Origin of the sequence: Pseudocitrobacter cyperus (assembly GCF_039889165.1) — a bacterium.
Taxonomy (GTDB): domain Bacteria; phylum Pseudomonadota; class Gammaproteobacteria; order Enterobacterales; family Enterobacteriaceae; genus Pseudocitrobacter; species Pseudocitrobacter cyperus.
Map to the genome: position 1 here is coordinate 805,161 of NZ_JAYMYY010000001.1, position 24,542 is coordinate 829,702.

The 24,542-nt window shown below is 50.0% G+C and carries 27 protein-coding genes and 4 pseudogenes; 20 read left to right on the plus strand and 11 right to left on the minus strand.

The genetic code is table 11. The annotated features are described in order from the left end of the window. Nucleotides 1–76: 76 nt before the first annotated feature. Nucleotides 77–1,348 carry a YeaH/YhbH family protein gene (locus tag VSR74_RS03925; protein ID WP_347793494.1) on the plus strand — a complete coding sequence of 424 codons (1,272 nt, stop codon included), beginning with the start codon at nt 77–79 and terminating at the stop codon, nt 1,346–1,348. 295 nt (nt 1,349–1,643) lie between these two features. Here VSR74_RS03925 and VSR74_RS03930 read toward each other — a convergent pair whose 3' ends face one another. Next, nucleotides 1,644–1,964: a hypothetical protein gene (locus tag VSR74_RS03930; RefSeq protein ID WP_347793495.1), complete on the minus strand. Its 321-nt coding sequence runs from the start codon at nt 1,962–1,964 to the stop codon at nt 1,644–1,646. 109 nt (nt 1,965–2,073) lie between these two features. On the opposite strand from VSR74_RS03930, the pseudogene VSR74_RS03935 reads away from it, so the two are divergent. Next, a pseudogene (locus VSR74_RS03935) lies at nt 2,074–2,265 on the plus strand (GtrA family protein); the annotation flags it as partial. A gap of 152 nt (nt 2,266–2,417) precedes the next feature. Beyond that, nucleotides 2,418–4,340 (plus strand): acyltransferase family protein, encoded by a 1,923-nt coding sequence (locus tag VSR74_RS03940; protein ID WP_347793496.1) that lies wholly within the window; start codon nt 2,418–2,420, stop codon nt 4,338–4,340. 242 nt (nt 4,341–4,582) lie between these two features. Here the strand turns inward: VSR74_RS03940 and VSR74_RS03945 are convergent. Then, a pseudogene (locus VSR74_RS03945) lies at nt 4,583–5,561 on the minus strand (IS3 family transposase); the annotation flags it as partial. Between the two features lie 66 nt (nt 5,562–5,627). Here VSR74_RS03945 and VSR74_RS03950 point away from each other — a divergent pair. Next, a pseudogene (locus tag VSR74_RS03950) lies at nt 5,628–6,609 on the plus strand (IS110 family RNA-guided transposase). 218 nt (nt 6,610–6,827) lie between these two features. Here VSR74_RS03950 and VSR74_RS03955 read toward each other — a convergent pair. Next, nucleotides 6,828–6,941: pseudogene (locus VSR74_RS03955) on the minus strand (transposase); the annotation flags it as partial. Between the two features lie 291 nt (nt 6,942–7,232). Here VSR74_RS03955 and uspF point away from each other — a divergent pair. The 3 genes from uspF (at nt 7,233) to VSR74_RS03970 (ending at nt 8,891) form a co-directional block, all read left to right on the plus strand. Continuing rightward, a complete protein-coding gene (gene uspF, locus VSR74_RS03960; RefSeq protein WP_347793497.1) occupies nt 7,233–7,667 on the plus strand; it encodes a universal stress protein UspF in 435 nt (144 codons plus the stop codon). A gap of 144 nt (nt 7,668–7,811) precedes the next feature. After that, nucleotides 7,812–8,315 carry a YbaK/prolyl-tRNA synthetase associated domain-containing protein gene (locus VSR74_RS03965; protein WP_347793498.1) on the plus strand — a complete coding sequence of 168 codons (504 nt, stop codon included), beginning with the start codon at nt 7,812–7,814 and terminating at the stop codon, nt 8,313–8,315. Between the two features lie 129 nt (nt 8,316–8,444). Next, a complete protein-coding gene (locus VSR74_RS03970) occupies nt 8,445–8,891 on the plus strand; it encodes a DUF441 domain-containing protein (RefSeq protein ID WP_347793499.1) in 447 nt (148 codons plus the stop codon). Here VSR74_RS03970 and VSR74_RS03975 read toward each other — a convergent pair. Beyond that, entirely contained in the window at nt 8,875–9,663 is a 789-nt protein-coding gene (locus VSR74_RS03975; protein ID WP_347793500.1) for an AraC family transcriptional regulator, read from the minus strand. The genes VSR74_RS03970 and VSR74_RS03975 overlap by 17 nt on opposite strands. A gap of 99 nt (nt 9,664–9,762) precedes the next feature. On the opposite strand from VSR74_RS03975, the gene VSR74_RS03980 reads away from it, so the two are divergent. Next, on the plus strand, nt 9,763–10,944 hold the full coding sequence (locus VSR74_RS03980) for a CynX/NimT family MFS transporter (protein ID WP_347793501.1): 1,182 nt from the start codon (nt 9,763–9,765) through the stop codon (nt 10,942–10,944). Nucleotides 10,945–10,949: 5 nt separating this feature from the next. Here VSR74_RS03980 and VSR74_RS03985 read toward each other — a convergent pair whose 3' ends face one another. Next, nucleotides 10,950–11,657 (minus strand): CTP synthase C-terminal region-related (seleno)protein, encoded by a 708-nt coding sequence (locus VSR74_RS03985; protein WP_347793502.1) that lies wholly within the window; start codon nt 11,655–11,657, stop codon nt 10,950–10,952. A gap of 138 nt (nt 11,658–11,795) precedes the next feature. Here VSR74_RS03985 and VSR74_RS03990 point away from each other — a divergent pair, with 138 nt between their 5' ends. Then, nucleotides 11,796–12,140 (plus strand): DUF488 domain-containing protein, encoded by a 345-nt coding sequence (locus tag VSR74_RS03990; protein WP_347793503.1) that lies wholly within the window; start codon nt 11,796–11,798, stop codon nt 12,138–12,140. A 33-nt stretch (nt 12,141–12,173) separates the two neighbouring features. Here the strand turns inward: VSR74_RS03990 and VSR74_RS03995 are convergent, their stop codons facing one another. Both VSR74_RS03995 and VSR74_RS04000 read right to left on the minus strand, forming a co-directional pair. After that, the gene (locus tag VSR74_RS03995; protein ID WP_347793504.1) at nt 12,174–12,479 is read right to left on the minus strand and encodes a hypothetical protein; all 306 of its coding nucleotides are present in this window, start codon (nt 12,477–12,479) and stop codon (nt 12,174–12,176) included. 72 nt (nt 12,480–12,551) lie between these two features. Next, the gene (locus tag VSR74_RS04000; RefSeq protein WP_347793505.1) at nt 12,552–12,791 is read right to left on the minus strand and encodes a putative hemolysin; all 240 of its coding nucleotides are present in this window, start codon (nt 12,789–12,791) and stop codon (nt 12,552–12,554) included. A gap of 297 nt (nt 12,792–13,088) precedes the next feature. Between VSR74_RS04000 and VSR74_RS04005 the strand changes: the two genes are divergently transcribed. Beyond that, the gene (locus tag VSR74_RS04005) at nt 13,089–14,105 is read left to right on the plus strand and encodes a GGDEF domain-containing protein (RefSeq protein WP_347793506.1); all 1,017 of its coding nucleotides are present in this window, start codon (nt 13,089–13,091) and stop codon (nt 14,103–14,105) included. A 45-nt stretch (nt 14,106–14,150) separates the two neighbouring features. Beyond that, nucleotides 14,151–14,255: a YoaK family small membrane protein gene (locus tag VSR74_RS04010; RefSeq protein WP_347793507.1), complete on the plus strand. Its 105-nt coding sequence runs from the start codon at nt 14,151–14,153 to the stop codon at nt 14,253–14,255. A gap of 120 nt (nt 14,256–14,375) precedes the next feature. Here VSR74_RS04010 and VSR74_RS04015 read toward each other — a convergent pair whose 3' ends face one another. Then, nucleotides 14,376–15,851 (minus strand): GGDEF domain-containing protein, encoded by a 1,476-nt coding sequence (locus VSR74_RS04015; protein WP_347793508.1) that lies wholly within the window; start codon nt 15,849–15,851, stop codon nt 14,376–14,378. Nucleotides 15,852–16,142: 291 nt separating this feature from the next. Here VSR74_RS04015 and VSR74_RS04020 point away from each other — a divergent pair, with 291 nt between their 5' ends. Next, nucleotides 16,143–16,265, plus strand: a complete 123-nt coding sequence (locus VSR74_RS04020) for a hypothetical protein (RefSeq protein WP_347793509.1) — start codon at nt 16,143–16,145, stop codon at nt 16,263–16,265. 44 nt (nt 16,266–16,309) lie between these two features. Here the strand turns inward: VSR74_RS04020 and VSR74_RS04025 are convergent, their stop codons facing one another. After that, the gene (locus VSR74_RS04025) at nt 16,310–16,573 is read right to left on the minus strand and encodes a DUF2534 family protein (protein WP_347793510.1); all 264 of its coding nucleotides are present in this window, start codon (nt 16,571–16,573) and stop codon (nt 16,310–16,312) included. 185 nt (nt 16,574–16,758) lie between these two features. On the opposite strand from VSR74_RS04025, the gene VSR74_RS04030 reads away from it, so the two are divergent. From VSR74_RS04030 to VSR74_RS04040, 3 genes are read left to right on the plus strand one after another with little or no spacing between them, the layout of a single operon-like run. Continuing rightward, nucleotides 16,759–17,085 carry a DUF1971 domain-containing protein gene (locus tag VSR74_RS04030; RefSeq protein ID WP_347793511.1) on the plus strand — a complete coding sequence of 109 codons (327 nt, stop codon included), beginning with the start codon at nt 16,759–16,761 and terminating at the stop codon, nt 17,083–17,085. 31 nt (nt 17,086–17,116) lie between these two features. Next, a complete protein-coding gene (locus VSR74_RS04035) occupies nt 17,117–17,470 on the plus strand; it encodes a DUF1971 domain-containing protein (RefSeq protein ID WP_347793512.1) in 354 nt (117 codons plus the stop codon). A gap of 5 nt (nt 17,471–17,475) precedes the next feature. Then, nucleotides 17,476–17,658, plus strand: a complete 183-nt coding sequence (locus tag VSR74_RS04040) for a DUF1869 domain-containing protein (protein WP_015964818.1) — start codon at nt 17,476–17,478, stop codon at nt 17,656–17,658. Nucleotides 17,659–17,717: 59 nt separating this feature from the next. Here the strand turns inward: VSR74_RS04040 and VSR74_RS04045 are convergent, their stop codons facing one another. Next, nucleotides 17,718–18,164 (minus strand): serine acetyltransferase, encoded by a 447-nt coding sequence (locus tag VSR74_RS04045; RefSeq protein WP_347793513.1) that lies wholly within the window; start codon nt 18,162–18,164, stop codon nt 17,718–17,720. A gap of 383 nt (nt 18,165–18,547) precedes the next feature. Beyond that, nucleotides 18,548–19,798 (minus strand): NADP-dependent isocitrate dehydrogenase, encoded by a 1,251-nt coding sequence (icd, locus tag VSR74_RS04050; RefSeq protein ID WP_347793514.1) that lies wholly within the window; start codon nt 19,796–19,798, stop codon nt 18,548–18,550. 214 nt (nt 19,799–20,012) lie between these two features. On the opposite strand from icd, the gene rluE reads away from it, so the two are divergent. The 5 genes from rluE to purB all read left to right on the plus strand — a co-directional run bounded on the left by rluE (nt 20,013) and on the right by purB (nt 24,393). After that, nucleotides 20,013–20,663, plus strand: a complete 651-nt coding sequence (gene rluE, locus VSR74_RS04055) for a 23S rRNA pseudouridine(2457) synthase RluE (RefSeq protein ID WP_347793515.1) — start codon at nt 20,013–20,015, stop codon at nt 20,661–20,663. Between the two features lie 11 nt (nt 20,664–20,674). Further along, nucleotides 20,675–21,136 (plus strand): NUDIX hydrolase, encoded by a 462-nt coding sequence (locus VSR74_RS04060; protein WP_347793516.1) that lies wholly within the window; start codon nt 20,675–20,677, stop codon nt 21,134–21,136. Nucleotides 21,137–21,189: 53 nt separating this feature from the next. Further along, nucleotides 21,190–22,296 (plus strand): tRNA 2-thiouridine(34) synthase MnmA, encoded by a 1,107-nt coding sequence (gene mnmA / locus VSR74_RS04065; RefSeq protein ID WP_347793517.1) that lies wholly within the window; start codon nt 21,190–21,192, stop codon nt 22,294–22,296. Nucleotides 22,297–22,377: 81 nt separating this feature from the next. After that, nucleotides 22,378–23,019 (plus strand): high frequency lysogenization protein HflD, encoded by a 642-nt coding sequence (hflD, locus tag VSR74_RS04070; RefSeq protein WP_347793518.1) that lies wholly within the window; start codon nt 22,378–22,380, stop codon nt 23,017–23,019. A 3-nt stretch (nt 23,020–23,022) separates the two neighbouring features. Continuing rightward, entirely contained in the window at nt 23,023–24,393 is a 1,371-nt protein-coding gene (gene purB / locus VSR74_RS04075) for an adenylosuccinate lyase (protein ID WP_347793519.1), read from the plus strand. Nucleotides 24,394–24,542 lie beyond the last annotated feature (149 nt).

The following is a 24,542-nucleotide window of genomic DNA, read 5'->3' on the forward strand; positions in this document are numbered from 1 at the left end:
GCACAGGCCGGATAAGCGTATGCGCTTTTCCGGCACTATGCACACTGCGTAAAGTTGGCAGTACGGGAGGGGAAATATGACCTGGTTTATAGACCGGCGTCTTAACGGTAAAAATAAGAGCGCGGTGAATCGCCAGCGCTTTTTGCGCCGTTATAAAGCGCAGATTAAACAGTCGATTTCCGAGGCCATCAATAAGCGTTCGGTTACCGACATAGACAGCGGCGAATCTGTCTCCATTCCCACGGATGATATCAATGAGCCGATGTTCCATCAGGGACGCGGTGGTCTTCGCCACCGGGTACACCCCGGTAACGACCATTTTGTGCAAAATGACCGTATCGAACGCCCGCAAGGGGGCGGTGGCGGCGGAGGAAGCGGCCAGGGCCAGGCCAGTCCCGATGGCGAGGGACTGGATGAGTTCGTTTTCCAGATTTCAAAAGATGAGTATCTGGATCTGCTATTTGAAGATTTGGCGCTGCCAAATCTGAAGAAAAATCAACAACGCCAGTTGACCGAATATAAAACCCACCGGGCTGGTTTTACATCTAACGGCGTACCGGCCAACATCAGCGTGGTACGTTCGCTGCAAAACTCACTGGCGCGGCGTACTGCCATGACGGCGGGTAAACGGCGGGAATTGCATGAACTGGAAACTAGCCTGGAAATCGTCGCGAAAAGCGAGCCCGCGCAGTTGCTGGAAGAGGAGCGGTTACGTAAAGAAATTGCCGAACTGCGGGCGAAAATCGATCGCGTACCGTTTATTGACACGTTTGATCTTCGCTACAAAAATTACGAAAAACGGCCAGAACCCACCAGCCAGGCCGTGATGTTCTGCCTGATGGACGTATCAGGTTCGATGGATCAGGCCACCAAGGATATGGCTAAACGCTTTTATATTCTGCTCTACCTCTTCCTGAGCCGAACCTATAAAAACGTTGAAGTGGTCTATATTCGCCACCATACCCAGGCGAAAGAAGTCGATGAGCATGAGTTTTTCTACTCGCAGGAGACCGGCGGCACCATTGTCTCCAGCGCCCTGAAGCTGATGGATGAGGTCGTTAAAGATCGTTATAACCCTGCACAGTGGAATATTTATGCCGCCCAGGCCTCTGATGGCGATAACTGGGCCGATGACTCCCCGTTGTGTCACGAGCTGCTGGCGAAGAAAATTTTGCCGGTCGTCCGTTACTACAGCTATATCGAAATCACCCGCCGGGCGCACCAAACGCTGTGGCGAGAATATGAACATTTGCAGGCAACGTTTGAAAATTTCGCGATGCAGCATATTCGCGATCAGGAAGATATTTACCCGGTATTCCGCGAGCTTTTTCATAAGCAGGATGCCTGAAAAATTAACTTAAGCATAAAAATCAGCCAGTTACATTTAGTTTCTGGCTGATTTTATTTGATCTTGAGTTTTAAAAAATCTCTAATGTTTTCAGACCGTTGCTTTTCATTTTGGGGAAAGCTATTAAGGCTATCTACGGCGAATAAGACCGGTTTACGAGACCTGTCCTCTTTCAATTACGATCAAACACTTAACGCCGAAACTGAGACTATTGTGCAATTAACACACATTACTAATTCAGTAAGTTACCTCATCCTACTTTCAGAATTTCTCAAAGTTTTCGCCCTTAAAAACGTCAGATCACCGGGTTATCGTCATTGGTAGACCGGTTAATCAGATGCGTCAAAACTCCCTTCACATCCGCCTCATCAAGTACCTCACCCTCCAGAACTTCACCATCTACCGTTATAAGCGCATCACCTCTGCGTTTGGCAAAGTGACAACCTCCTGAATATGAAATCAGGTAGGTGCTCTCCGGCGCCGGCTTCATTCCCTTCTCAATCACCGCGAGTCCATGCGATGTCTCAAACACCAGGCTGTTAGCCGTGACGCCGCAGATTGTCTCTATGGTTAGCGTGCGTTCAATGTAGTCTTTAGCTGGACTTGGGAATCCCATGATGATCTCCGACAGGTGCTGTATATTAATACAGTATCTGTCGGCATTGTCGATCAAGTTGTCTGTTGGTGCTAAACTTCTGCCTTCTCAGAATTGACTGATTTTTCTAATGTTAAAACTTTTTGCTAAGTACACATCGATTGGCGTTTTAAACACGCTAATTCACTGGGTTGTGTTTGGTATTTGCGTGTATGCACTATTCACAAGTCAGGCATTGGCGAACTTTGCAGGGTTCGTCGCGGCGGTGGCATTCTGGCTCTTTGCAAACGCAAGGTTCACGTTCAAGTCTTCGACCACAACAGGTCTGCATATCTCGATGCCCGCAGATAAATGATACAGGGGTGGTGGATCATTTGGATGAGAAGATGTGAGGAGTCGTCGCACTCCGGAGCATCGATCATAAGGTGATATGATGATATCTTTCCTTGAGTGACAATCAATGGTGATTTTAGGATGTTAAAATACAGAACTGAAATAGATGGCTTAAGAGCAATAGCTGTTTTAGCTGTTATTATTTATCACGCATTCCCATCTCTTTTGCCAGGTGGGTTCGTTGGTGTTGATATATTTTTCGTTATTAGCGGGTTTTTAATAACCGGAATAATTATCAAAGAGTTACAAGGCGGTGACTTCAGTATAGTAAGGTTCTATGAAAGAAGGGCTAGACGCATACTTCCAGCTCTATTCTTTGTTGTAGTGATTATTTCTCCATTCGCATATCTTTGGCTATTACCATCTGATTTTGATAGCTTCCTAAAAAGTATCATTGCAGTTTTAACCTTTACATCAAACTTTCTCTTTGCTAGCGAAAGTGGGTATTTTGCTCCAAATGTAGAACTTAAACCATTACTCCATACGTGGACCCTAGCTGTAGAAGAACAGTATTATATCTTCTTCCCTTTACTTCTGTGTGCGCTTTGGCGATTTGGGAAAAAAACATCTGTTATTATCATACTAACAATCTCTATTGTAAGTCTCGTGCTTGCACAAATTGGGTCTGTCACATCCCCAACAAACACATTCTATTTGTTGCACACCAGGGCGTGGGAGCTTCTTATCGGTTCTATGTGTGCCTTCTATTACACAGGGAGAAAGATCGCTTTTTTTGAAAATAAAGCATCTGCGTTTAGTTTGACAGGATTGCTGCTGTTAATAATATCAATATTTTTCCTGAATAAAGGCTATCCCTACCCTAGCGCATATACACTAATACCTACCATTGGTTCAGCACTTATTTTACTTTTTGCTACAAATAAAAACGCGGTTGGTAAATTGTTATCAATTAAACCTGTGGCAATGCTTGGCCTAATCAGTTACAGCGCATACTTGTGGCATCAACCAATATTTTCGCTGGCCAGGAATAGAGATATTTCTGAACCTAAGACCATGACAATGGTTATTTTCATAATTCTGACACTAACATTGTCTTATTTCACATGGAAATATATTGAAACTCCTTTTAGGAAAAGAGAGAAATTCAGTAAGAAATCAATTTTTACTTACAGTATCGTATGTGCTTTTTCATTAATAACATGTTCATCACTTCTTCTATTTTTGAATGCCAAGTACGATATATCAGGGAAAAACGAATTACAGAGCGCTCTTAACTATCGCTTGCGTGGCAATTTAGGCCTAAACAAGGTTTGTGAGAAAGCGTTTACTCTGGCAAAAGAATGCAGAACCAGCGATCAACCTGAGATAGTATTGTGGGGTGATTCGTACGCTATGCAAATGGCTAAAGCTATAACATCATCAAATGAAAATGCTAAGTTGATACAGTTTACAATATCTCAATGTTCCCCTGTGTTGGGGTATTCTTCAGCCGGAACCGTATTTGGTGCTAAAAATTGCATTGATTCAAACAATAAAGTGTTTGATTATATTAAAAGAACTGATTCTGTGAAAACAGTGGTTTTATCATCACCATTTGTTCAGTTGGGACGTGATTATGTAGCCGTAAACAGCGATGATCATACCGTCAATATAACCTCTGCGCAATCGCTTAAGATTCTTGAAGCTACAATAGAAAAAATCACTAATCTTGGAAAAAAAGTTGTCATAATTTCACCAACGCCAGAAAGCGGGTACGATATCGGGCAATGTTTAAAAAAATCGAACTTAATTGGTAGAAATCCGGCTATTTGTAATTTCAAACACCCCACCCTTGACGAAGAAACAGAGCGCGTCCTGAAAAATTTAACGAGTCTAAGCCATATCGCAAAAGTTGTAATGATGGAATCACTTATATGTGATAATGATGAATGTCATGCTTATGAAAACAATGTAATGATATATAGAGATAAAGGACATTTATCATACGAAGGGAGCGAGTACTTAGGGAGAAAGTACAACTTTTATAAAATCATAAATGGTTAAAATATAGCCCCACTATGCAGTGGGGCTATACTATTTACGGTTTCCATCCGCTAAATAATGTGTCTTTCGTAATTGAAGAACCCCCTCCATTATGTGTATTCACCGACGCATCCACAATCAAACCTTGGGAAGATAGCAGTGTTCCACACTGGCCCCTGTAAATAGACCCGCTTTAGTTCCATGCATTTTTTGAGATCCCGTCCAAATTGACCCTGGCCCAAAATCAATGCAGTGCTAAATCGGAGATCTTCGTTTTTTTGCAGGCTCCGGATAAATTCAGCCAGAGTCATGTCATTTAATGATGAATGTGTCCTCTCATGATTATATTCTCTGCGCCCCTTCTCGAGTTTATCCTGCGCATCTTCCAGCGACAGGAACCAGTGAATATTCAGGCATTCATCCCGCAGGCTTCCGTTAAACGATTCAATAAACGGGTTATCTGTCGGTTTTCCGGGGCGGGAGAAGTCCACCGTCACACCGTGTTCATACGCCCATTTATCCAGACTTTTCGAGATAAACTCGCTGCCGTTATATGTCTGAATACGTACCGGCAGACGCTTATCCAGCACCCGCAGCGCTTCCATTACCCGGACCACATCTTCACCCTTCAATGATTTTCCGGCATGGATCGCCAGGCATTCCCGACTAACAATTATCCACTACAGTCAGCGCCCGGAAGCGCCGTCCATTAAACAGACTATCTGGCACGAAATCCATACTCCAGCACTGATCGATGTACGTCAGGGTAGGACGCTGCTGACGGTGTGCCGCACTGATATGCCTGCGGGGACGTTTCCTGCGCAAATTCAGGCCTTCCGGACAATAAATCCGGTGTGTTTCTTATAGTTAATTAACCAGCCTTCTCGTTGCAGCAGGACGTGGATGCGCGGACAGCCGTAGCGTATTCGTGTTTCCGCAATTTCCCTTATGCGCAGTGTTATTGCCCGATCGTCACGCCGACTCTGCCAGTGGTAGACAGTTCTGCTCTGCATCAGCAACCCACATCCCGACGGTCGCTGATACGATATGCCTCTCGCAGGAAATGTACCGCCTGGCGCTTCTGAGCCGGCCTCAGAACTTTTGCTTCAGTACCTTCTGCAGCATCTCCTTGTCCAGACTCAGATCAGCCACCAGTTTTTTCAGCCGCTGATTTTCATCCTCCAGTTGCCGCAGACGCCGCAGCTCGGTCACGCCCAGACCGGCAAGTTTTTTCTTCCAGTTAATGGGATGGACTACATCCTCCCTCTGCGGTTAACTGTACGAAATACGTTCAGCAGGAGAACCATCATGAATATCGTATTTCTGGGTATTGATCTGGCTAAAAATGTCTTTCAGCTCTGCGGGTTAAACCAGGCCGGTAAGCCGGTTTATTCAAAACGTATTGGCCGAAAAGAATGACTCCAGACGGTGGCGAATATTCCGGCCTGTCTGATTGGTGTCGAAGCATCCACAGGGGCATTTTACTGGCAGCGTGAGTTTGAAAAAATTAGGGCATAACGTAAAGGTCATCAGCCCCCAGTATGTAAAACCCTTTGTCCGTGGACAAAAAAATGACGGTAATGATGCACAGGCCATCGCAGTGACTCTGATGCAACCGACAATGTAGTTCGTGCTGCCAAAAAGCCCGGAACAGCAGGATATCCAGGCTTTGCACCGGGCAAGGCAGCGTATTGTTAATCACCGCACTGCGACCGTTTGTCAAATCAGGGGACTGCTGCTTGAGCGGGGAATAACTATCGGCGCGGCAGTTTCAAGAGTTCGTCGTGCCGTTCCGCTGATCCTTGAGGATGCAGAAAACGGGTTAAGTGCCCGTATGCGCAGAACGATTGCGGAACTCTATGATCTCTTTGACGATCTCGGTCGTCATATAAATTTTTTTGATAAAGAAATAGAGGCGGTGTTCAGGCAATCAGAAGCCTGTCAGCGTATCGCTAAAGTTAAAGGCATTGGTCCTAAAACGGCCACGGCCGTTGTTGCTGCTATTGGCAAAGGAACTGAATTTAAGAATGGCCGTCACTTTGCTGCATGGCTTGGTCTGGTTCCACGCCAGCACTCGATTGGCGACAGACAGGTGCTGATGAATAATGGTGCCCGTGCTGTCGTCAGGGTTGCCACGAACAATAATGATGGCTATCTGAATTAGTGGGTTAACCAGTTGAAAGAACGTCGCGGATTTAATAAAACGACCGTGGCGGTCGCTAACAAAAATGCGAGAATAATCTGGTCGATGCTGAGAAATGATACAGAATATCAGGCAGTGGGAAGTTAATACCCTGCCAGCAAAGTTGCAGTGTACTGAGAAATGGTGACAGGTTGCACCTGCACAATCGGAACCTGATTTTTATACTGGCCTCAGAGGCCGTCCAGTTGTTGAGGCTATTGTGTGCGGATTACCCATTTGGGCACAGGTTTTCCTGATGCCGGATAGATGTAAGCAACAACCCAAAACCAGAATCAGCGCTTGCAAAACGGAGGTAGTCCATAGATGTAAAAAGTGGCCTCAGAAATACCCATTTTTCTGCAAACTTCCCCGACGCGGGTGCCGGTTTCGGCCTGTTTCAGTGCAAACGCAATCTGTTCTTCGGTATAACGGGCCTTTTCATGGTAATGCTCCTCTCAGTGAGAAGGAAGAAAGACCGAAGACTTCAGTTTAGCCTGGCACTGTTTTCAGGGAGAAGATCAGCTTCATAAGCAGGATGCCTGACTTAACCTCAGCCAGCGAACCCGTTTGCTGGCTGCTTCTCTCTTTTTTCCTATCAGTAAAATCTCAACACCTTTTCCCTTCAGTAATTATCATTAAAAAATGGTATAGCTCACGAAACGTACACTTTTTAATATACCCATGGTGTATTAAAGGTTACTTTTAAAATGGTGATGACAAAAGGAGGTATTATGACCAAGATAATTCTGGTACCGATTGATATTTCAGAAACTGAACTCACCCAGCGCGTGATTGCGCAGGTCGAAGCGCAAGCCCGTCTGGACGATGCTGAAGTCCATTTCCTGACCGTGCTCCCTTTGTATCCATACTATGCGACCCTTGGCGCCCGCTACGTGGCCGATCTTCCGGTAATGGACGACCTCGAAACCGATGCGATGAAAAAGCTCGATGAGATTGTGAAACAGTTCGCGTTACCGGAAGACAGAGTGCACAAGCATTTCGCGGAAGGCGCGCCAAAGGATAAAATCCTCGAACTGGCGAAAACCATTCCTGCGGATTTAATTATTATCAGTTCACATCGACCTGATTTTACCACTTACCTGCTGGGCTCTACTGCGGCGGCGGTGGTCAGGCATGCAGAGTGCTCTGTGCTGGTTATCCGTTAGCCTGCTCGACAAACTAAGCGGAAATCTTGATTTCCGCTTAGTTTTTGCTGTCCCTATTCCCCTGACCTGAAATCAATACATGCTATAATTCAGCGCCGTCAGTGTATTTGCCCTGAAGATTATTTCTGGTCGAAAGGAATGCCCATGTCTGAAATTATTGCCCCGCGTGATGTCCACCAGCACCTGTTAGCGCTGCTTGAGGAAAACCGAGCCCGTTACCGCGTAATGGAGCACGAAGCCGTTGGCAAATGTGAAGCAGTCTCTGAGCTACGCGGCACAGCACTTGGCCAGGGGGCAAAAGCGCTGGTGTGCAAGGTGAAAGGCAATGGTATTAAACAACATATTCTGGCCGTTTTAGCGGCCGATCAGCAGGCTGATTTATCGCGTCTGGCGCTGCATATTGGCGGATTGAAAGCGTCGCTTGCCAGCCCTGCCGAGGTGGATCAACTCACCGCCTGCGTTTTCGGCGCCATCCCGCCCTTCTCGTTCCACCCTTCTCTGCGACTGGTAGCCGATCCGCTGCTTTTCTCCCGTTTTAACGAGATTGCGTTTAATGCCGGACGTCTGGAAAAGTCAGTTATTCTCAATACCGAAGATTATTTACGCATTGCCCGGCCCGAAATAGTGGCGTTTCGTCGCGACGCATAAATGAAGCCCTCTGGTAGGTTAATTGTGCAGAAGCCTGAATGATGACCAGATGTAAAAAAAAGCCTGCTTATTCACGCGGTTGTGCGTAAAGTAAGCAGGCTTACTTTTTTTTGGCAAGGATTTCCTTTCATGTTCGATACCACCCTGCTGATCCTTCTTGGCCTGGCGGCGCTGAGCTTTGTCAGCCATAACACTACCGTTGCTGTTTCTATTCTCGTACTCATTATCGTCCGCGTTACGCCCCTCAACACCTTCTTCCCGTGGATTGAGAAACAGGGGCTCACTATCGGCATCATCATCCTGACCATCGGTGTAATGGCTCCGATTGCCAGCGGTACGCTGCCGCCCTCCACGCTATTGCATTCGTTCGTTAACTGGAAGTCGCTGGTGGCGATTGCCGTTGGCGTGTTCGTCTCCTGGCTCGGAGGTCGCGGCATCGTACTGATGGGCAGCCAGCCGCAACTGGTTGCCGGTTTGCTCATCGGAACCGTCCTTGGCGTAGCGCTGTTTCGCGGCGTGCCCGTTGGGCCACTTATCGCGGCAGGGCTGGTGTCGATTCTTATCGGGAAGTCGTGAGACCCGCCAGATAGCGCCCCGGCGTCTGCCCGAGCCCCTTACGAAACATGGTGATAAACGCAGTTGTGGAGTCGTAGCCAAGCGACTGCGCAACCTGCTGCACCGCCAGCCCGCGTACCAGCAGTTGTAAGGCGAGAATAAGCTGCAACTGGTGCCGCCAGCGGCGGAAGTTGAGCCCCGTCTCTTTAACCACCAGCCTGGCCAGGTTGCGCTCGCTCATGGCGAAATAGCGGGCCCACTGGCTCAGCGTTTGCCACTGAGCCGGTTGCGCCTCCATGGTCTCCACCATCTGACGAATTTTCGGATGCGCGGAGACCGGTAACTGTAGCTGCTGCTCCGCCTGCTGCGGAAGCTCGTCGAAAAGCACCTGCTGCAAACGCTGGGTTTGCGGTGTTTTACCTGCGTTCCCCGGCCGCTGCGCCAGGGCCAGGATCAGTTCCCGCACCAGTGGGGAGATCTTCAGTGAGCAACAGCGATCCGGCATTTGCGCCGCGCCCGGCTCGATAAACAAAAAGCAGAGTTCAGCTTGTGGCGTGGCCCGATTGCTGTGCGGCATTCCGCCGGGGATCCACACGGCAAACTGCGGTGGAACCATCCAGCGGGCGTGCTCCACTTCGCAGGTGATCGCCCCGCGTAACGCCAGAATAAGCTGCCCTTTACGGTGATGGTGCTGTGGAATGTATTGCTCATCGGGAGCAACCTGAATGCGTAAAGCTACGGTTGCATCGTGATGGCTATCAGGAAGGTAGCCATTAAGGCCGAGCCCAAACATAAGGTTGTCCGATTTTAGCGATAAATTGTCATTTTAGCTGGATTTCAGCCTCAACTAAACAGGGTATTATCCTCATCCCATCGTTTTACCGAGATTGTTATGCGTACTGCTGCACCTTCTACCTCTCGTAACACCGGCTTGCTGATTGCGGGCATGTTAATGATTGCCTCCACCCTGCGGGTCACTTTCACCGGCGCCGCGCCCCTGCTTGATGCTATTCGCGCAGATTACGGCCTGACAACCGCCCAGACGGGGCTTTTAACCACGCTTCCGCTGCTTGCCTTCGGGCTGGTGTCGCCACTGGCCGCAAGCGTTGCCCAGCGTTTGGGGATCGAACGCAGCCTGTTCGCTGCCATGCTGCTGATTTGCGGGGGCATTGTTGTGCGATCGCTACCAGCGGTCAGCCTGCTTTTCCTCGGAACAGCCATCATTGGCTGCGGGATTGCACTGGGCAACGTGCTGTTGCCAGGGCTCATCAAACGCGATTTCTCCGGCAATGTCGCCCGCATGACCGGCGCGTACTCTGTCACCATGGGGGCCGCAGCCGCACTGGGTTCCGCACTGGTTGTGCCGCTGGCGCTAAATGGTTTTGGCTGGCGCGGCGCACTGCTGGCGCTGGTTGCCTTCCCGGTGCTGGCGCTTCTGCTGTGGTTGCCGCAGTGGCGGGCAGCAAAAAGCGCTACGCTCACGACATCCCGAACGCTGAAAAGCCGCGGGATCTGGCGCTCATCACTGGCGTGGCAGGTGACGCTATTCCTGGGGATCAACTCGCTGGTTTACTATGTGGTGATAGGCTGGCTTCCGGCCATTCTGATTGGTCAGGGCTACAGCGAAGCTCAGGCTGGTTCACTGCACGGCCTGCTGCAACTGGCAACAGCGGCTCCGGGGTTTGTTATTCCGCTCATCCTCCATCGGCTTAAAGATCAACGCGGCGTCGCGGTGCTGGTCGCACTGATGTGTGCCGTGAGTGCGGCGGGATACTGGCTCTTCCCACTGCAGGCGGTGATCTGGACGCTGATTTTTGGTTTCGGCTCAGGCGCAACCATGATCCTCGGTCTGACGTTTATCGGCCTGCGCGCCAGTTCCGCTCATCAGGCGGCGGCGCTCTCGGGAATGGCGCAGTCGGTAGGCTATTTGCTGGCAGCCTGCGGGCCGCCGCTGATGGGGAAAATCCACGACGCCAGCGGCGACTGGCATATTCCACTTATCGCCGTGGCGGTTATTTCACTGGTGATGGCGCTGTTTGGCGCGCTGGCCGGGCGCGATCGGGAAATCCACTGATTGTTTTAATTGGCCGCTGCGTACAGGAAAGCCTGAACCAGCGGCGCAGGACGCCCTTCAAGCGCATTGCGTTCATGCTGGAACAGGGTCGCGACAAAGAACGGATGCGTTACCAGCTCAACGGCGCGGATCTCGCCCTCTTCATCCCAACCGGTGACACCCAGCGGCTGATCGTTCAGCGCTGAGGCAAATTCCTCGGAGATGCCGTAATTACAGTGATAACCCTCTTCAATTTCATCACGGCCATACGCACGGGCAATCAGCGTATTGGCACGCAGCTCGATGGTGTCGTTTTTTTCCACCAGCGAACAGCTTAGCGGAGCGATAACCATCCGCCCTTCGCTGTCGGTTTCCGCATGCGCGGCATCTTCCCAGCCCATCACATTGCGGGCATATTCAACGATCGCATGCTGAAAACCGCCACAGGTGCCCAAAAAAGGCAGGCCGTTTTCGCGCGCATGGCGAATCGCCAGTAATGCACCTTCACTGTTTTGATAGGGGCTGGCTGGCACGACCCAGATAGCATCAAATTCGGCAAGATCGTCGGCGCTATGGATATCAGCGGTGGCAAGCCAGCGGTAATCAACGTGGATTTCCAGCACCGCCGCGGCGTCATCAATCGCCAGCGGGATCGCCTGATGAGCGGTCACGTCAGCGTTATAGTCGCCAACCAGGGCAACACGAAGGGGCGTTTTGACAACAGGGTTTTCCATGAGAGATCCTTATGCGCAGCAATTTTGGAACAACATAAGGCGTGTGAGACTAGTAGAGTAGCACCGGAATAGCAATAGCCTAATGGCGGTGTTATTGTGGAAATTCCATCATCTGGATGAACGAAAAGGAGGCAGGAGATGATCCAGTGTAAACGCGTTTATGACGCAGTCACACCCGACGATGGTTATCGCGTACTGGTCGACAGGCTGTGGCCGCGCGGTATTAAAAAGGAGAACCTCGTCTACGATGACTGGTGCAAAGTACTCACGCCGTCTACGGAACTGCGCAAAGCGTTTCATGGCGAGGTGATTGACTTTCCTACCTTCTGCCAGCACTACCGCGAAGAGCTCAATCAGCATCGCGAAGAAGGCGCGCGCCTGAAGAGTATTGCCAATACCCAGGGCTTGACGCTGCTCTATTCCGCAACCAACACCACCCAAAACCACGCACGGGTTCTCGCCGACTGGCTAACCCACCTGTAATGAGAAAGCAGTGCTACGCCACACGGCGTAGCACTATGCCAGACTCAGCGCCCTTTCTTTTTCAGGCAGCGTATCCGGCGTCAAAGGCAGAAGATATTCACTGCGGACAAAAGCGAAGCCATGCTGACCATCAGCGGAGAAGATATCGCCAGTCACCAGCCATAGCGCCCGTGGCGATTGCAGCGGCAATTGCGTCATCACACCATTCACCGGATTTAAAATGCGCTCTCCTGGCGCACAAAGAGCAAACAGCTCAACCGCTTTACCGATATTCGCCCGGCCCGCTGGGGTACGTGCGGCAATGATCAGGGCTGTCGTGCCCGGCTGGTGCAAAAACATACTCTTCGTTCTTCCTGCGTTATTTGCTTAAGAATTATCCTAACCGCAGTTTACGCAAGCAAGCCTGAGTTGTCACTGTTTCTGTGGATGCTCCCGACGCCACAGCGTCCATTCTTCAACCTGCTCGCCGTCAGGCAACTGGCAAAGAGAACTCTCGCCCTGTGCACTTTTTTGCGCCACCCGTGTGCCCCCCTTTTCAACGCAGTAGACCGACGCCGGGTTGGGCATACCCATTGCCCGGGCTGGCGGTTGCACGTCGGACTGACACCCCACAACCAGTAACAGAACGGCTATAACCACGCAGTATTTCATCCGGTTTTTCCTATAAAGTTTGCTTTCATTCTAAACTCCATGATTTCTCCATTTTAACTGCACTTTTGCCGCATAAAGTGCATCTCGTTCTCGAATTGACCAGAGAACAGATCATTCCATAATCAATGAGTTTTTGCCCCGTCGCCCCCGGCGGGGCTTTTTTTATCCGCAACATCTTATCTTCCACCACCAGAATGTATAAAATTTAACGCATTAGTGATGTATTCTTACTGCACAGCCTGAAAATTCTTAGTAACGTACTGTGTTCCATCCCGCTGTACGGGAGCGCCTTTATTCATGTCAGATAATATTCTTGCCCGGGTCACACATACCCTTGCGACGGAACAATCGCTGGAAAGTCTGGTTCGCCAGTTGCTCGAAATGCTGGAGCTGGTGACCAATATGGAGTCAACGTATCTGACCAGAATCGATACTGACGCCCAGATTCAACACATCGTTTATGCCCGCAACAGTGGTGATATGACTATTCCGGAAAATGCTTTCGTTCCCTGGGATGAGTCTTTATGCAAACGGGCGATGGAAGAAAACTTTTTCTTCTGCAATGACGTCGATGTGCACTGGGCAGATTGCGAGCGCGCTCGTGAACTCGGCATTATCACTTTCCTGAGTACCCCGGTACATCTTGCTGATGGTTCATTGTACGGTACGCTCTGCGCTTCAAGCTCACAGAGAACCCCCTTTAATCTCAATGGCGAGCAGGTATTGCAACTCTTCGCCAGTATTATTGCGCACTATATAGAAAAAGAGTCGCTGGTGACGCAGTTAAAAGCCGCTAACGCAGCACTGCTATACCACTCCTACACCGATGAGTTAACGGGTCTGCCTAATCGCCGTGCCGTCTTTGAAGATCTTAATACGCTGTTTGCCCATGCCCGCAAGGTCGATTGCCGGGTTACTCTCGCCTTTATCGACCTCGATTATTTCAAAGCGATCAACGATCTCTACGGTCATCATTGCGGCGATCAATTTTTACAGCAGGTTGGGCAACGATTGTTTGCATTCAAACACGAAGATGGCCTTGTCGGGCGACTGGGGGGCGATGAATTTCTGTTTGCTGTATTATCCACCGCCGTTACGGCGTATCCGGATTTTACCGCGGCTCTTCACGAACAATTCAGCGGTGATTATCCTCTCACGGAAACCACAATCCATTATCCTGGCGCCAGTATTGGCGTGGTTGACATTGACCCGGTCACAACGGATGTCGAAAATGCATTACGCGCAGCCGACAATGCGATGTACCAGGATAAAAAGTTGCGCCGTAAGATGCAATCACCCTGGCATATCGGTTAAGGTTTACCCTACACCCATTTAATAAATATCATTCAGGACTGAATAATGAGAATTGGTATCGCTTTTCCCATCGTTATCTTTTTTGTGGCGGTGATCTTTCTGGCTTGGTTCTTTATTGGCGGTTATGCTCTGCCGGCAGGTGCGAAATGAGAAAAACAACCATCATTATGCTCATCGTTGCGGTTGTCGCCGTTGCCGGAACACAACTTGGCTGGTGGTAACGCCATTGCTGGGGCGGCGTTCTGACGAAACGCCGTCCGCTCTGCCCTTTTATCCCTTAGCCTCACCTTTTTTCATACGGTACATATCCACGTCGGCCTGATGAATAGCGCTATATAACTCGCTGATATCCGATGCCATTCCCCAGGATACAGACAGTGGCACGGTATTACCGTCCACGCGAAAGTCCTGCTGCATAATCTGCAACGTAATACGTTCGCCAAGATATCGCGCGTCCTCTTTGCTGGCGTCGGCCAGTAATACAACAAATTCGTCACCCCCGGTGCGGACGACCAAATCCTGCGGTGAGCGCACATTATCCAGCATACACTGCGCGATAATCTTCAGCGCCCGATCGCCTGCGTTATGCCCCCAGGCATCGTTAATTGCTTTGAATTTATTGCAATCAAACATCAGCACCGTCTTATAAGTCATATCGAATTTTTGCACCAATTCGAGGATATTGCGGGTATAGCAACCGGTTAGCGCATCAGAGTAAAAACGATTGTCACTTTTATCCAGCCAACGTCGGATGAAAAAGAAAAGCAGCAAAAAGATTAGCGGCGCTAACAATACGGCGGTTGAAGCCAGCGGATCGTGCAGAATATAGAGGTATAACGGCAATGCGTAGCGAAATTCATAGCGATCGGAGAGAGGGTAAACCTGATAAACCGTTGGCCAGTCGCAGTTGTCAGTTAAGCAGAGATGGCTGCCATCTTGCCGATTTACAAATTTCAGCATCAGTTCTGTAGGCACGCGATTGTTGAATGCATCACGCAGTGCACGCCGTAACTCTGGCTTCGAAAAATCGTACAGCAAATAACCGACAATATTATTGCTCACCTGCCCGTCAGAGAGATCATAGATATAGCTCACCAGGCTGTATGCTTTTTCGCCTGTTATTTTATCGATATAAAAATTGGTTGAACTACGCGCTTTTCTTCGCGAGTCCTTGAGCAGTAAACGATCGTAGAAGGTTTCAGGTATCTGGAAAAACGCGCCTGGATTATTCGCCATTTTTGAACTTGAAAACGAAAAGTGCGCAGAGTCTTTGCTGGTGAACCAATAAAACCAGTGCGCATCACGAGCGACAATATAGCGATGAGTATCATAATGCCCCGGGTTCAGGGTATTCATTTTGCTGCGCACAAACTCCCCCGCCGCAAACATGCAGCGCGCTTCCGAACTTTGGCTTCTTGATATCAGGGTGCCAAAACCGGGGTTAAGTCCCGAGCGATCTGCGTTTATTCCCCATTCATCGCGATTGCGCGGACGAAAATCATTCAGACTACCGCACAGACCATGGCTTTTAATCTGCTGATAGCGTACACCTGTCGCATCAGCAATCAGTTCATTATCATTGAAGATCGCCAGCATCTTGCTTTCCAGCGTCGTGATACCGTCATTGACCTGATTAAGCGCACGTTGATACATAAAAAACAGATACAGGAAAATGAACAGGCCAGTTATCCCCGCGGCCACCAGCAATGCCTGCTTCTTTCGTAAGTCATCCTGAATCCGTTTCACATTCTCACCATAAAAAAAGTTATCAACGAAAACGTAACACACTTTGCATTTTTAGCGTGTTCAGTATGAACCTATCAGAAAAATAGATAATTCATACCCAAAATGTGGGGTTATTTATCCATCAAACTTCAATCGCCTAAATTTTAGGCATGACGCTTACGCGGTATGTTTAAGCAACTAAACAGGAATGCGGAGAAATCTTATCTACTAATGCGCTGGTTTTTATACAATCCTGTGAACTGGATCGCAAAGATAATTGTCGGCGACAGTGTGTTACAGGAGATATCTATAATGAAAAAATTGCTCGCCCTTTCTTTATTATTTGTTTTAAGCACAGCACTCAGCGGATGCATCATCGACCCGGGCCATCATCATAACGGCGGTCATCATCACCATCATTCTCATCATCATTAACACAAAGGCAAAATTCAGGCGAGCAGAGCGCTCGCCTGAGAAAATCAGCTATGGCTTTCTTTTGGGCCGAGGAAAATAAAACCAAACGGGATTGACCCGAGCACGGTGAAAATGGAACTGTAGACCATCACCATCGAGCCCTGCAAAAAGAACATCCCCGTCGTCCATTCTGAATAAGGCAGATTGTACTCACGGACTACCCCACCAAACGTTGCCCGTCCCACAACGATCACTGCAATGATAAATATCGCGCAGGCACATAGCAGGAATTTTTTGCCGTTCCTTGTGCGCAATTTTTCTAACACCATACTCGCTCTCCCCTTCATGGCGATATATTCCACTACAGTTGTAACAAATATGTACCAATAAATGAAATTTTTTTGTGAATCAACCGCCTTTCTACCCCTTTTAAAGTAGCATTTAAAATGCACGTTTTGATAAATTCCCAGGGTCACTTTGTGCTCTAATAACCCGTAACAAAACAGGGGGAAACATGCTACGGATTCCGCAAAGTTGTGTTCACACGCGTTCCACACCGTTCTGGAACAAAGAGACGGCACCGGCCGGTATTTTTCAGCGTCATCTTGATAAAGGCACCCGTCAGGGCGTTTACCCGCGCTTGTCGGTGCATAAAGGGGCGGTGAAGTATCTGGGCTATGCTAATGAGACGGTTGAACAACCTGAAGCTGAGTTGCTGATTGAAGCGGGCCATTTCGGCGTCTTCCCACCTGAGAAATGGCATCTAATAGAATTGATGACCGAAGATACTGTTTTTCAAATTGATTTTTTCGTGGAAGCTGATGTTTTGAGATCCCTTTAAGCTCACAAGGCGACGAAGTAAGGAGCCATTTATGCTGCGTATTCCTGAAAATTTTGTCCATACCCGTTCAACACCGTTCTGGAATAAAGAGACTGCCCCGAAGGCGCTCTTCACCCACCACAATACCAAAGCCCATGTCTATGGCCGCCTGTCAGTGATGCAGGGTGCCGTCCGCTACTTTGGTTTTCCTGACGCCAACGCTACCGAGCCCGACGTCAATATCGTCATCGAGGCAGGTTCATTCGGCATCTCGCCGCCGCAAAAATGGCACCGAATTGAGCTTTTGACCGACGACACCTATTTCAATATCGACTTCTTTGCCGACCCGGATGTCACCCTTGAAGGCGCAGGCCTGGGCAAAGTGGTCAATTCGCATAAGGAGTAAACATCATGGGTAAAGCAACCTATACGGTGACCGTCACGAATAACAGCAACGGCATTTCGGTAGATTATGAAACCGATAAACCGATGGAATTGCTGATACCTGATGTTGCTGCCGATGTGGTAAAAGATCTTATCAACACCGTTCGTGCTTATGACACAGAGAATGAGCACGAAGTCTGCGGTTGGTAACGCCTGTAGTGAGAGCACAAACGGGAGCCTATTGGCTCCCGTTTTATATACCGCTAACGTTATGCCCTGCGATTTATAAATCGCGGGATCGCCATGCGCTCAAATGACTCTGGTACCGGCCTCATATTGCAAATTCGGGGATTAACAAAAATCGTATTGGCAGGGATATCTTTATTCACAAAAGACATCGCCCCAATAACCGCATTGTCGCCAATAGTGATGGGGCCGACCAGACAGGAATTTGCACCGAGATCAACGTTATCGCCAATGCTCATAAATTCATCCTGGCCCATCTTCACCGTACCACCCAGCGTGGTGTTCTGACGAATGATGCAATGCGCGCCGATGTGCGCCCTGCTGGTGATCACTATCCCCATGTGATGCGGGATGTGCAGGCAGGGCCCGATTTTGGCATCCAGCGCGATATCGCACGCAAATTTATCCTTCAGCTTTGCGGAAATCGCCGAGGCGGCTTTTTTCTGCCCCTTCGTACCATGTCGGTTCATTTCACTGGCCAGACGCCACCAGAAAAGGAAGTTTCTCCTTCTGTTCTTTTTATTACGTATCAATCTTCGCCAGGAAAACGTCTCCTTACGCACGACTTCGACTCGCCAGTACTCCATAAGATCATGAGATTTTTTTGAAAAAATGAATGAAAGACAAAATAAGATATTAATGAAAAACTCCTTTTGTGATTCAAGTCACAAATTAGGAATAACCCTACATTTACCTCCACGAATATAGCATAACCCCGACCGACCTAATACTGATAAATGGCTATGGTCTGTGCAATATATAAGTGAGTTAATAAAAATAATAATCAGACACAAATAATAAACAATAAAAAAGGAGCCATTCGGCTCCCTTTTCCATTTATCACTATACGTGATTACATATTCGCAATGATTGCGTCACCAAACTCTGAACATTTCAGCAGCTTAGCGCCTTCCATCAGACGTTCGAAGTCATAGGTCACGGTCTTGTTAGCGATAGCGCCTTCCATACCTTTAACAATCAGGTCAGCCGCTTCGAACCATTCCATATGACGGAGCATCATTTCTGCGGACAGAATAATGGAGCCCGGGTTCACTTTATCCTGGCCTGCGTATTTCGGTGCAGTACCGTGTGTTGCTTCGAACAGTGCGCATTCGTCGCCGATATTCGCGCCCGGAGCAATGCCGATACCGCCAACCTGCGCTGCCAGGGCGTCAGAAATGTAGTCGCCGTTCAGGTTCATACACGCGATAACATCATATTCTGCCGGACGCAGCAGGATTTGCTGCAGGAAGGCATCAGCGATCACGTCTTTCACGACGATCTCTTTGCCCGTTTTCGGGTTTTTGATTTTCAGCCACGGGCCGCCGTCGATCAGTTCGCCGCCAAACTCTTCGCGTGCCAACTGGTAGCCCCAGTCTTTGAATGCGCCTTCGGTGAACTTCATGATGTTGCCTTTGTGAACCAGGGTCACAGAGTCACGATCGTTGGCGATTGCGTATTCGATAGCCGCGCGAACCAGGCGTTTGGTGCCCTCTTCAGAACACGGCTTGATGCCGATACCGCAATGTTCCGGGAAGCGAATTTTCTTCACGCCCATCTCTTCACGCAGGAACTTGATCACTTTCTCGGCGTCGGCTGAGTCCGCTTTCCACTCGATGCCCGCATAAATATCTTCTGAGTTTTCACGGAAGATAACCATGTCGGTCAGTTCAGGGTGTTTAACCGGGCTTGGTGTGCCCTGGTAGTAACGCACCGGGCGCAGACATACGTAGAGATCCAGTTCCTGACGCAGCGCAACGTTCAGAGAACGGATACCGCCGCCAACAGGTGTGGTCAACGGGCCTTTAATAGCAACACGATATTCACGTACCAGATCCAGCGTTTCTGCTGGCAGCCACACGTCCTGGCCATAAACCTGAGTGGACTTCTCGCCGGTGTAGACTTCCATCCAGGAAATTTTACGCTCACCTTTGTAGGCTTTCTCAACTGCGGCATTCACAACTTTGATCATCGGTGGGGTTACATCAACACCGATGCCGTCGCCTTCAATGAATGGGATAATCGGATTGTGCGGCACATTCAGCTTGCCGTCTTTCAGGGTGATTTTTTGACCTTCTGCCGGAACAACTACTTTGCTTTCCATTCACCTCTCCTTCGAGCGCTTCTGGTGTGCTCGTCATCCTTTACGCCACAGGTTCTCGCTGTTTACTACATGCCGGTTAAACCCCGGATATGCACTGTCTTACCGTCGTCCTGCAACACAAAGAGTTAGAGCATTTTTGTTAATGATTTGTAATGATCGTGTCAATACTACCTTATTGTTCAGCGCCATGAAAGACACTCGTTATTAGGCTATAATGCGCGAATACATAACATCTGAAAATACCATGCAGAAAACTTCTTTTAGAAATCACCCGGTTAAGCGATTCAGCTCGAAACAAGCTGCCAGACAACGTAAAGATAATGCGCCAAAACGCGTCATTTTGTTCAATAAACCCTACGATGTTTTGCCGCAATTTACCGATGAAGCGGGTCGCAGCACGTTGAAAGATTTTATTCCGGTGCAGCATGTCTACGCGGCCGGGCGCCTGGATCGCGACAGCGAAGGGCTTTTAGTGCTGACTAACGACGGCGCGCTTCAGGCACGGCTGACCCAGCCGGGTAAGCGCACCGGCAAAATTTATTATGTGCAAATTGAGGGCGAACCGAGCGAAGCCTCCCTTTCCGCCCTGCGCACCGGTGTAACGCTTAACGATGGCCCAACATTGCCCGCAGGCATTGAAGTCGTGAATGAGCCCGAATGGTTGTGGCCGCGTAATCCCCCCATACGCGAACGTAAGTCGATTCCGACCACCTGGCTGAAAGTTACGCTTTATGAAGGTCGCAATCGCCAGGTGCGCCGCATGACGGCCCATGTCGGTCATCCGACTTTGCGTCTGATTCGTTACGCAATGGGCGATTATCGTCTGGACGGATTAGCAAACGGTGAATGGCGTGACGCCGAATAAAAGGAGAGACCATGTTTAAACCTCATGTCACCGTCGCGTGCATTGTGCATGCCAAAGAAAAATTTCTGGTCGTTGAGGAGACAATCAACGGCAAAGCGCTGTGGAATCAACCCGCCGGGCACCTGGAAGCGGATGAAACACTGGTGCAGGCCGCCGAACGTGAATTGTGGGAAGAGACCGGTATTCGGGCCACACCGCAGCACTTCATTCGTTTGCATCAGTGGATTGCCCCAGACCAAACGCCTTTTTTACGTTTCCTGTTTTTGATAGAACTGGATGATATTTGCCCGACCCAGCCACACGACAGCGATATCGACCGCTGCCTGTGGGTCAGTGCTGAGGAAATCCTTAACGCCCCGAATCTGCGTTCAAAGCTGGTCGCCGAAAGCATTCATAGCTATCAGAGCGGCGAGCGTTATCCCCTGTCGCTTATCGGCGCATTTAACTGGCCGTTTACAGAGGGTGTCAAGTAAGGGGCTGCGTGCTAGAATATGCCGCCTTGAAGTTCAATGTCGTGAGTATTCCAATGTCAGAAAGCCAGAAAAAAGTGATCGTCGGCATGTCCGGCGGTGTTGATTCCTCCGTTTCAGCCTACCTGTTACAACAACAGGGTTATAAGGTTGAGGGCCTGTTCATGAAGAACTGGGAGGAAGACGACGGCGAGGAATATTGTACTGCCGCCGCCGACCTTGCCGATGCGCAAGCGGTCTGCGATAAGCTCGGCATTGAGCTGCACACCGTCAACTTTGCTGCCGAATACTGGGACAACGTTTTTGAACTCTTCCTTGAAGAGTACAAAGCGGGCCGCACGCCGAACCCAGATATCCTGTGTAACAAAGAGATCAAATTCAAAGCCTTCCTCGAGTTCGCCGCAGAAGATTTAGGTGCCGACTACATCGCCACCGGCCACTACGTGCGTCGTAAAGATGTCGACGGTAAAAGCCAGCTACTGCGCGGGCTGGATGGCAACAAAGATCAGAGCTACTTCCTCTATACGCTTAGCCACGAGCAGATTGCCCAAAGCCTCTTCCCGGTTGGCGAACTGGAAAAACCGCAGGTGCGTAAAATTGCCGAAGAGCTGGATCTCATCACGGCGAAGAAAAAAGACTCTACCGGTATCTGCTTTATTGGCGAACGTAAATTCCGCGAGTTTCTGGGCCGCTATCTGCCTGCCCAGCCGGGTAAAATCCTCACCGTGGACGGAGAAGAGATTGGCGAGCATCAGGGGCTGATGTATCACACTCTTGGCCAACGAAAAGGTCTCGGCATCGGCGGAACCAAAGAGGGGTCGGAAGATCCATGGTACGTTGTCGATAAAGATGTCGAAAACAATATTCTGGTCGTCGCCCAGGGCCACGACCATCCGCGCCTGATGTCTGTCGGCTTAATCGCCCAGCAGCTACATTGGGTCGACCGCGAGCCGGTTCAGGGTACTTTCCGCTGCACGGTTAAAACGCGTTACCGTCAGACAGATATTCCCTGCACCGTGACTGCGCTCGGTGATGATCGCATTGAAGTGCGTTTCGACGAGCCTGTTTCTGCGGTAACGCCGGGGCAATCCGCCGTATTCTACAACGGCGAAGTATGCCTGGGCGGCGGCGTGATCGAACAGCGTTTACCGCTGCCGGCATAATATACCGAAATCGTCTACCCGCCGCCGGGGCACCCGACGCCCTGGCCGCGCTTATGCGCGGGGTACCAACAAGGAGTTAGCGTGGCGAAGAACTATTACGACATCACTCTGGCACTGGCGGGTATTTGCCAGTCAGCCAGACTGGTGCAACAACTGGCCCATCAGGGCCACTGCGATAGCGACGCACTGCATGTGTCGCTGAACAGCGTTATCGACCTTAACCCGGATTCAACCCTGGGCGTGTTCGGTAGCAGTGAAGCGAATCTTCGTCTCGGCCTGGAAACGTTGTTAGGCGTTCTGAATGCCAGCAGCCGTCAGGGGCTCAACGCTGAGCTCACCCGCTATACTCTGAGTTTGATGGTGCTTGAGCGTAAGCTGGCCTCCGCCAAAGGGGCAATGGATACGCTCGGCAATCGCATTGCTGGCCTGCAACGTCAGCTTGACCACTTTGATTTGCAGTCAGAAACCCTGCTGAGCGCGATGGCCGGCATCTATGTTGATGTCATCAGCCCGCTTGGCCCGCGTATTCAGGTCACGGGTTCCCCTGCCGTACTACAAAGCCCGCAGGTGCAGGCGAAAGTCCGCGCCTCGTTGCTGGCAGGCATCCGCTCTGCCGTGCTCTGGCACCAGGTAGGGGGTGGACGCCTGCAACTGATGTTTTCCCGTAATCGCCTGACCACTCAGGCAAAACAAATTCTTGCTCATTTAACCCCGGAGTTGTGATCTATGGAATTATCCTCACTGACCGCCGTTTCCCCTGTCGACGGCCGCTACGGCGATAAAGTCAGCGCGCTGCGCGGTATTTTCAGCGAATACGGTTTGCTGAAATTCCGTGTGCAAGTTGAAGTGCGCTGGCTGCAAAAGCTGGCTGCGCAGGCAGCGATCAAGGAAGTTCCTGCTTTTGCCGCCGACGCAAACGGTTTCCTCGATAAAATCGTTGCCGACTTCAATGAAGAAGATGCCGCGCGCATCAAAACCATTGAACGCACCACCAACCATGACGTGAAAGCGGTTGAGTATTTCCTGAAAGAAAAAGTGGCGGATGTGCCGGAACTGCATGCGGTTTCCGAGTTCATTCACTTCGCCTGCACCTCAGAGGATATCAACAACCTCTCTCATGCACTGATGCTGAAAACCGCGCGTGATGAAGTGATCCTGCCTTACTGGCGCAAGCTGATTGACGGCATTAAAGAGTTGGCCGTGCAGTATCGCGATATCCCGCTGCTGTCCCGCACCCACGGTCAGCCGGCCACCCCGTCCACCATCGGTAAAGAGATGGCCAACGTCGCCTACCGTATGGAACGTCAGTACCGTCAACTGAACCAGGTCGAAATTCTCGGCAAAATCAACGGTGCGGTGGGTAACTACAACGCCCACATTGCTGCTTACCCGGAAGTGGACTGGCACCAGTTCAGCGAAGAGTTCGTTACCTCGCTGGGTATCCAGTGGAACCCGTACACCACACAGATTGAGCCGCATGACTACATCGCCGAACTGTTTGATTGCATGGCGCGCTTCAACACTATCCTGATCGACTTTGACCGTGATGTGTGGGGCTACATCGCCCTGAACCACTTCAAGCAGAAAACCATCGCCGGTGAAATTGGCTCCTCCACCATGCCGCACAAAGTTAACCCAATTGACTTTGAAAACTCCGAAGGCAACCTGGGCCTGTCGAACGCCGTGCTGCAGCACCTGGCAAGCAAACTGCCGGTGTCCCGCTGGCAGCGTGACCTGACGGACTCCACCGTGTTGCGTAACCTGGGCGTCGGTATTGGCTATGCGCTGATTGCCTACCAGTCGACCCTGAAAGGGGTGAGTAAACTGGAAGTGAACCGTGACCGTCTGCTCGACGAACTGGATCACAACTGGGAAGTGTTGGCTGAACCTATCCAGACGGTTATGCGCCGTTATGGCATTGAAAAACCGTATGAGAAGCTCAAAGAACTGACCCGCGGTAAACGCGTGGATGCCGAAGGGATGAAGCAGTTTATCGACGGTCTGGCTCTGCCGGAAGACGAGAAAGTGCGGCTGAAAGCCATGACCCCGGCAAATTACATTGGCCGTGCCATTCAGATGGTCGATGACCTGAAATAATGCCTGCCGCTCTCCTTCCAGCCGGAAGGAGAGCATTTTTCACTCTCATATCACTCACTGCATCTTCTTTTTGCCTGCAAAGATCCTGCATGCGTCTTCTATACTTCGAATGTAATGTCAGGGCCGATTGAGCGGATGGTGAAATCCTG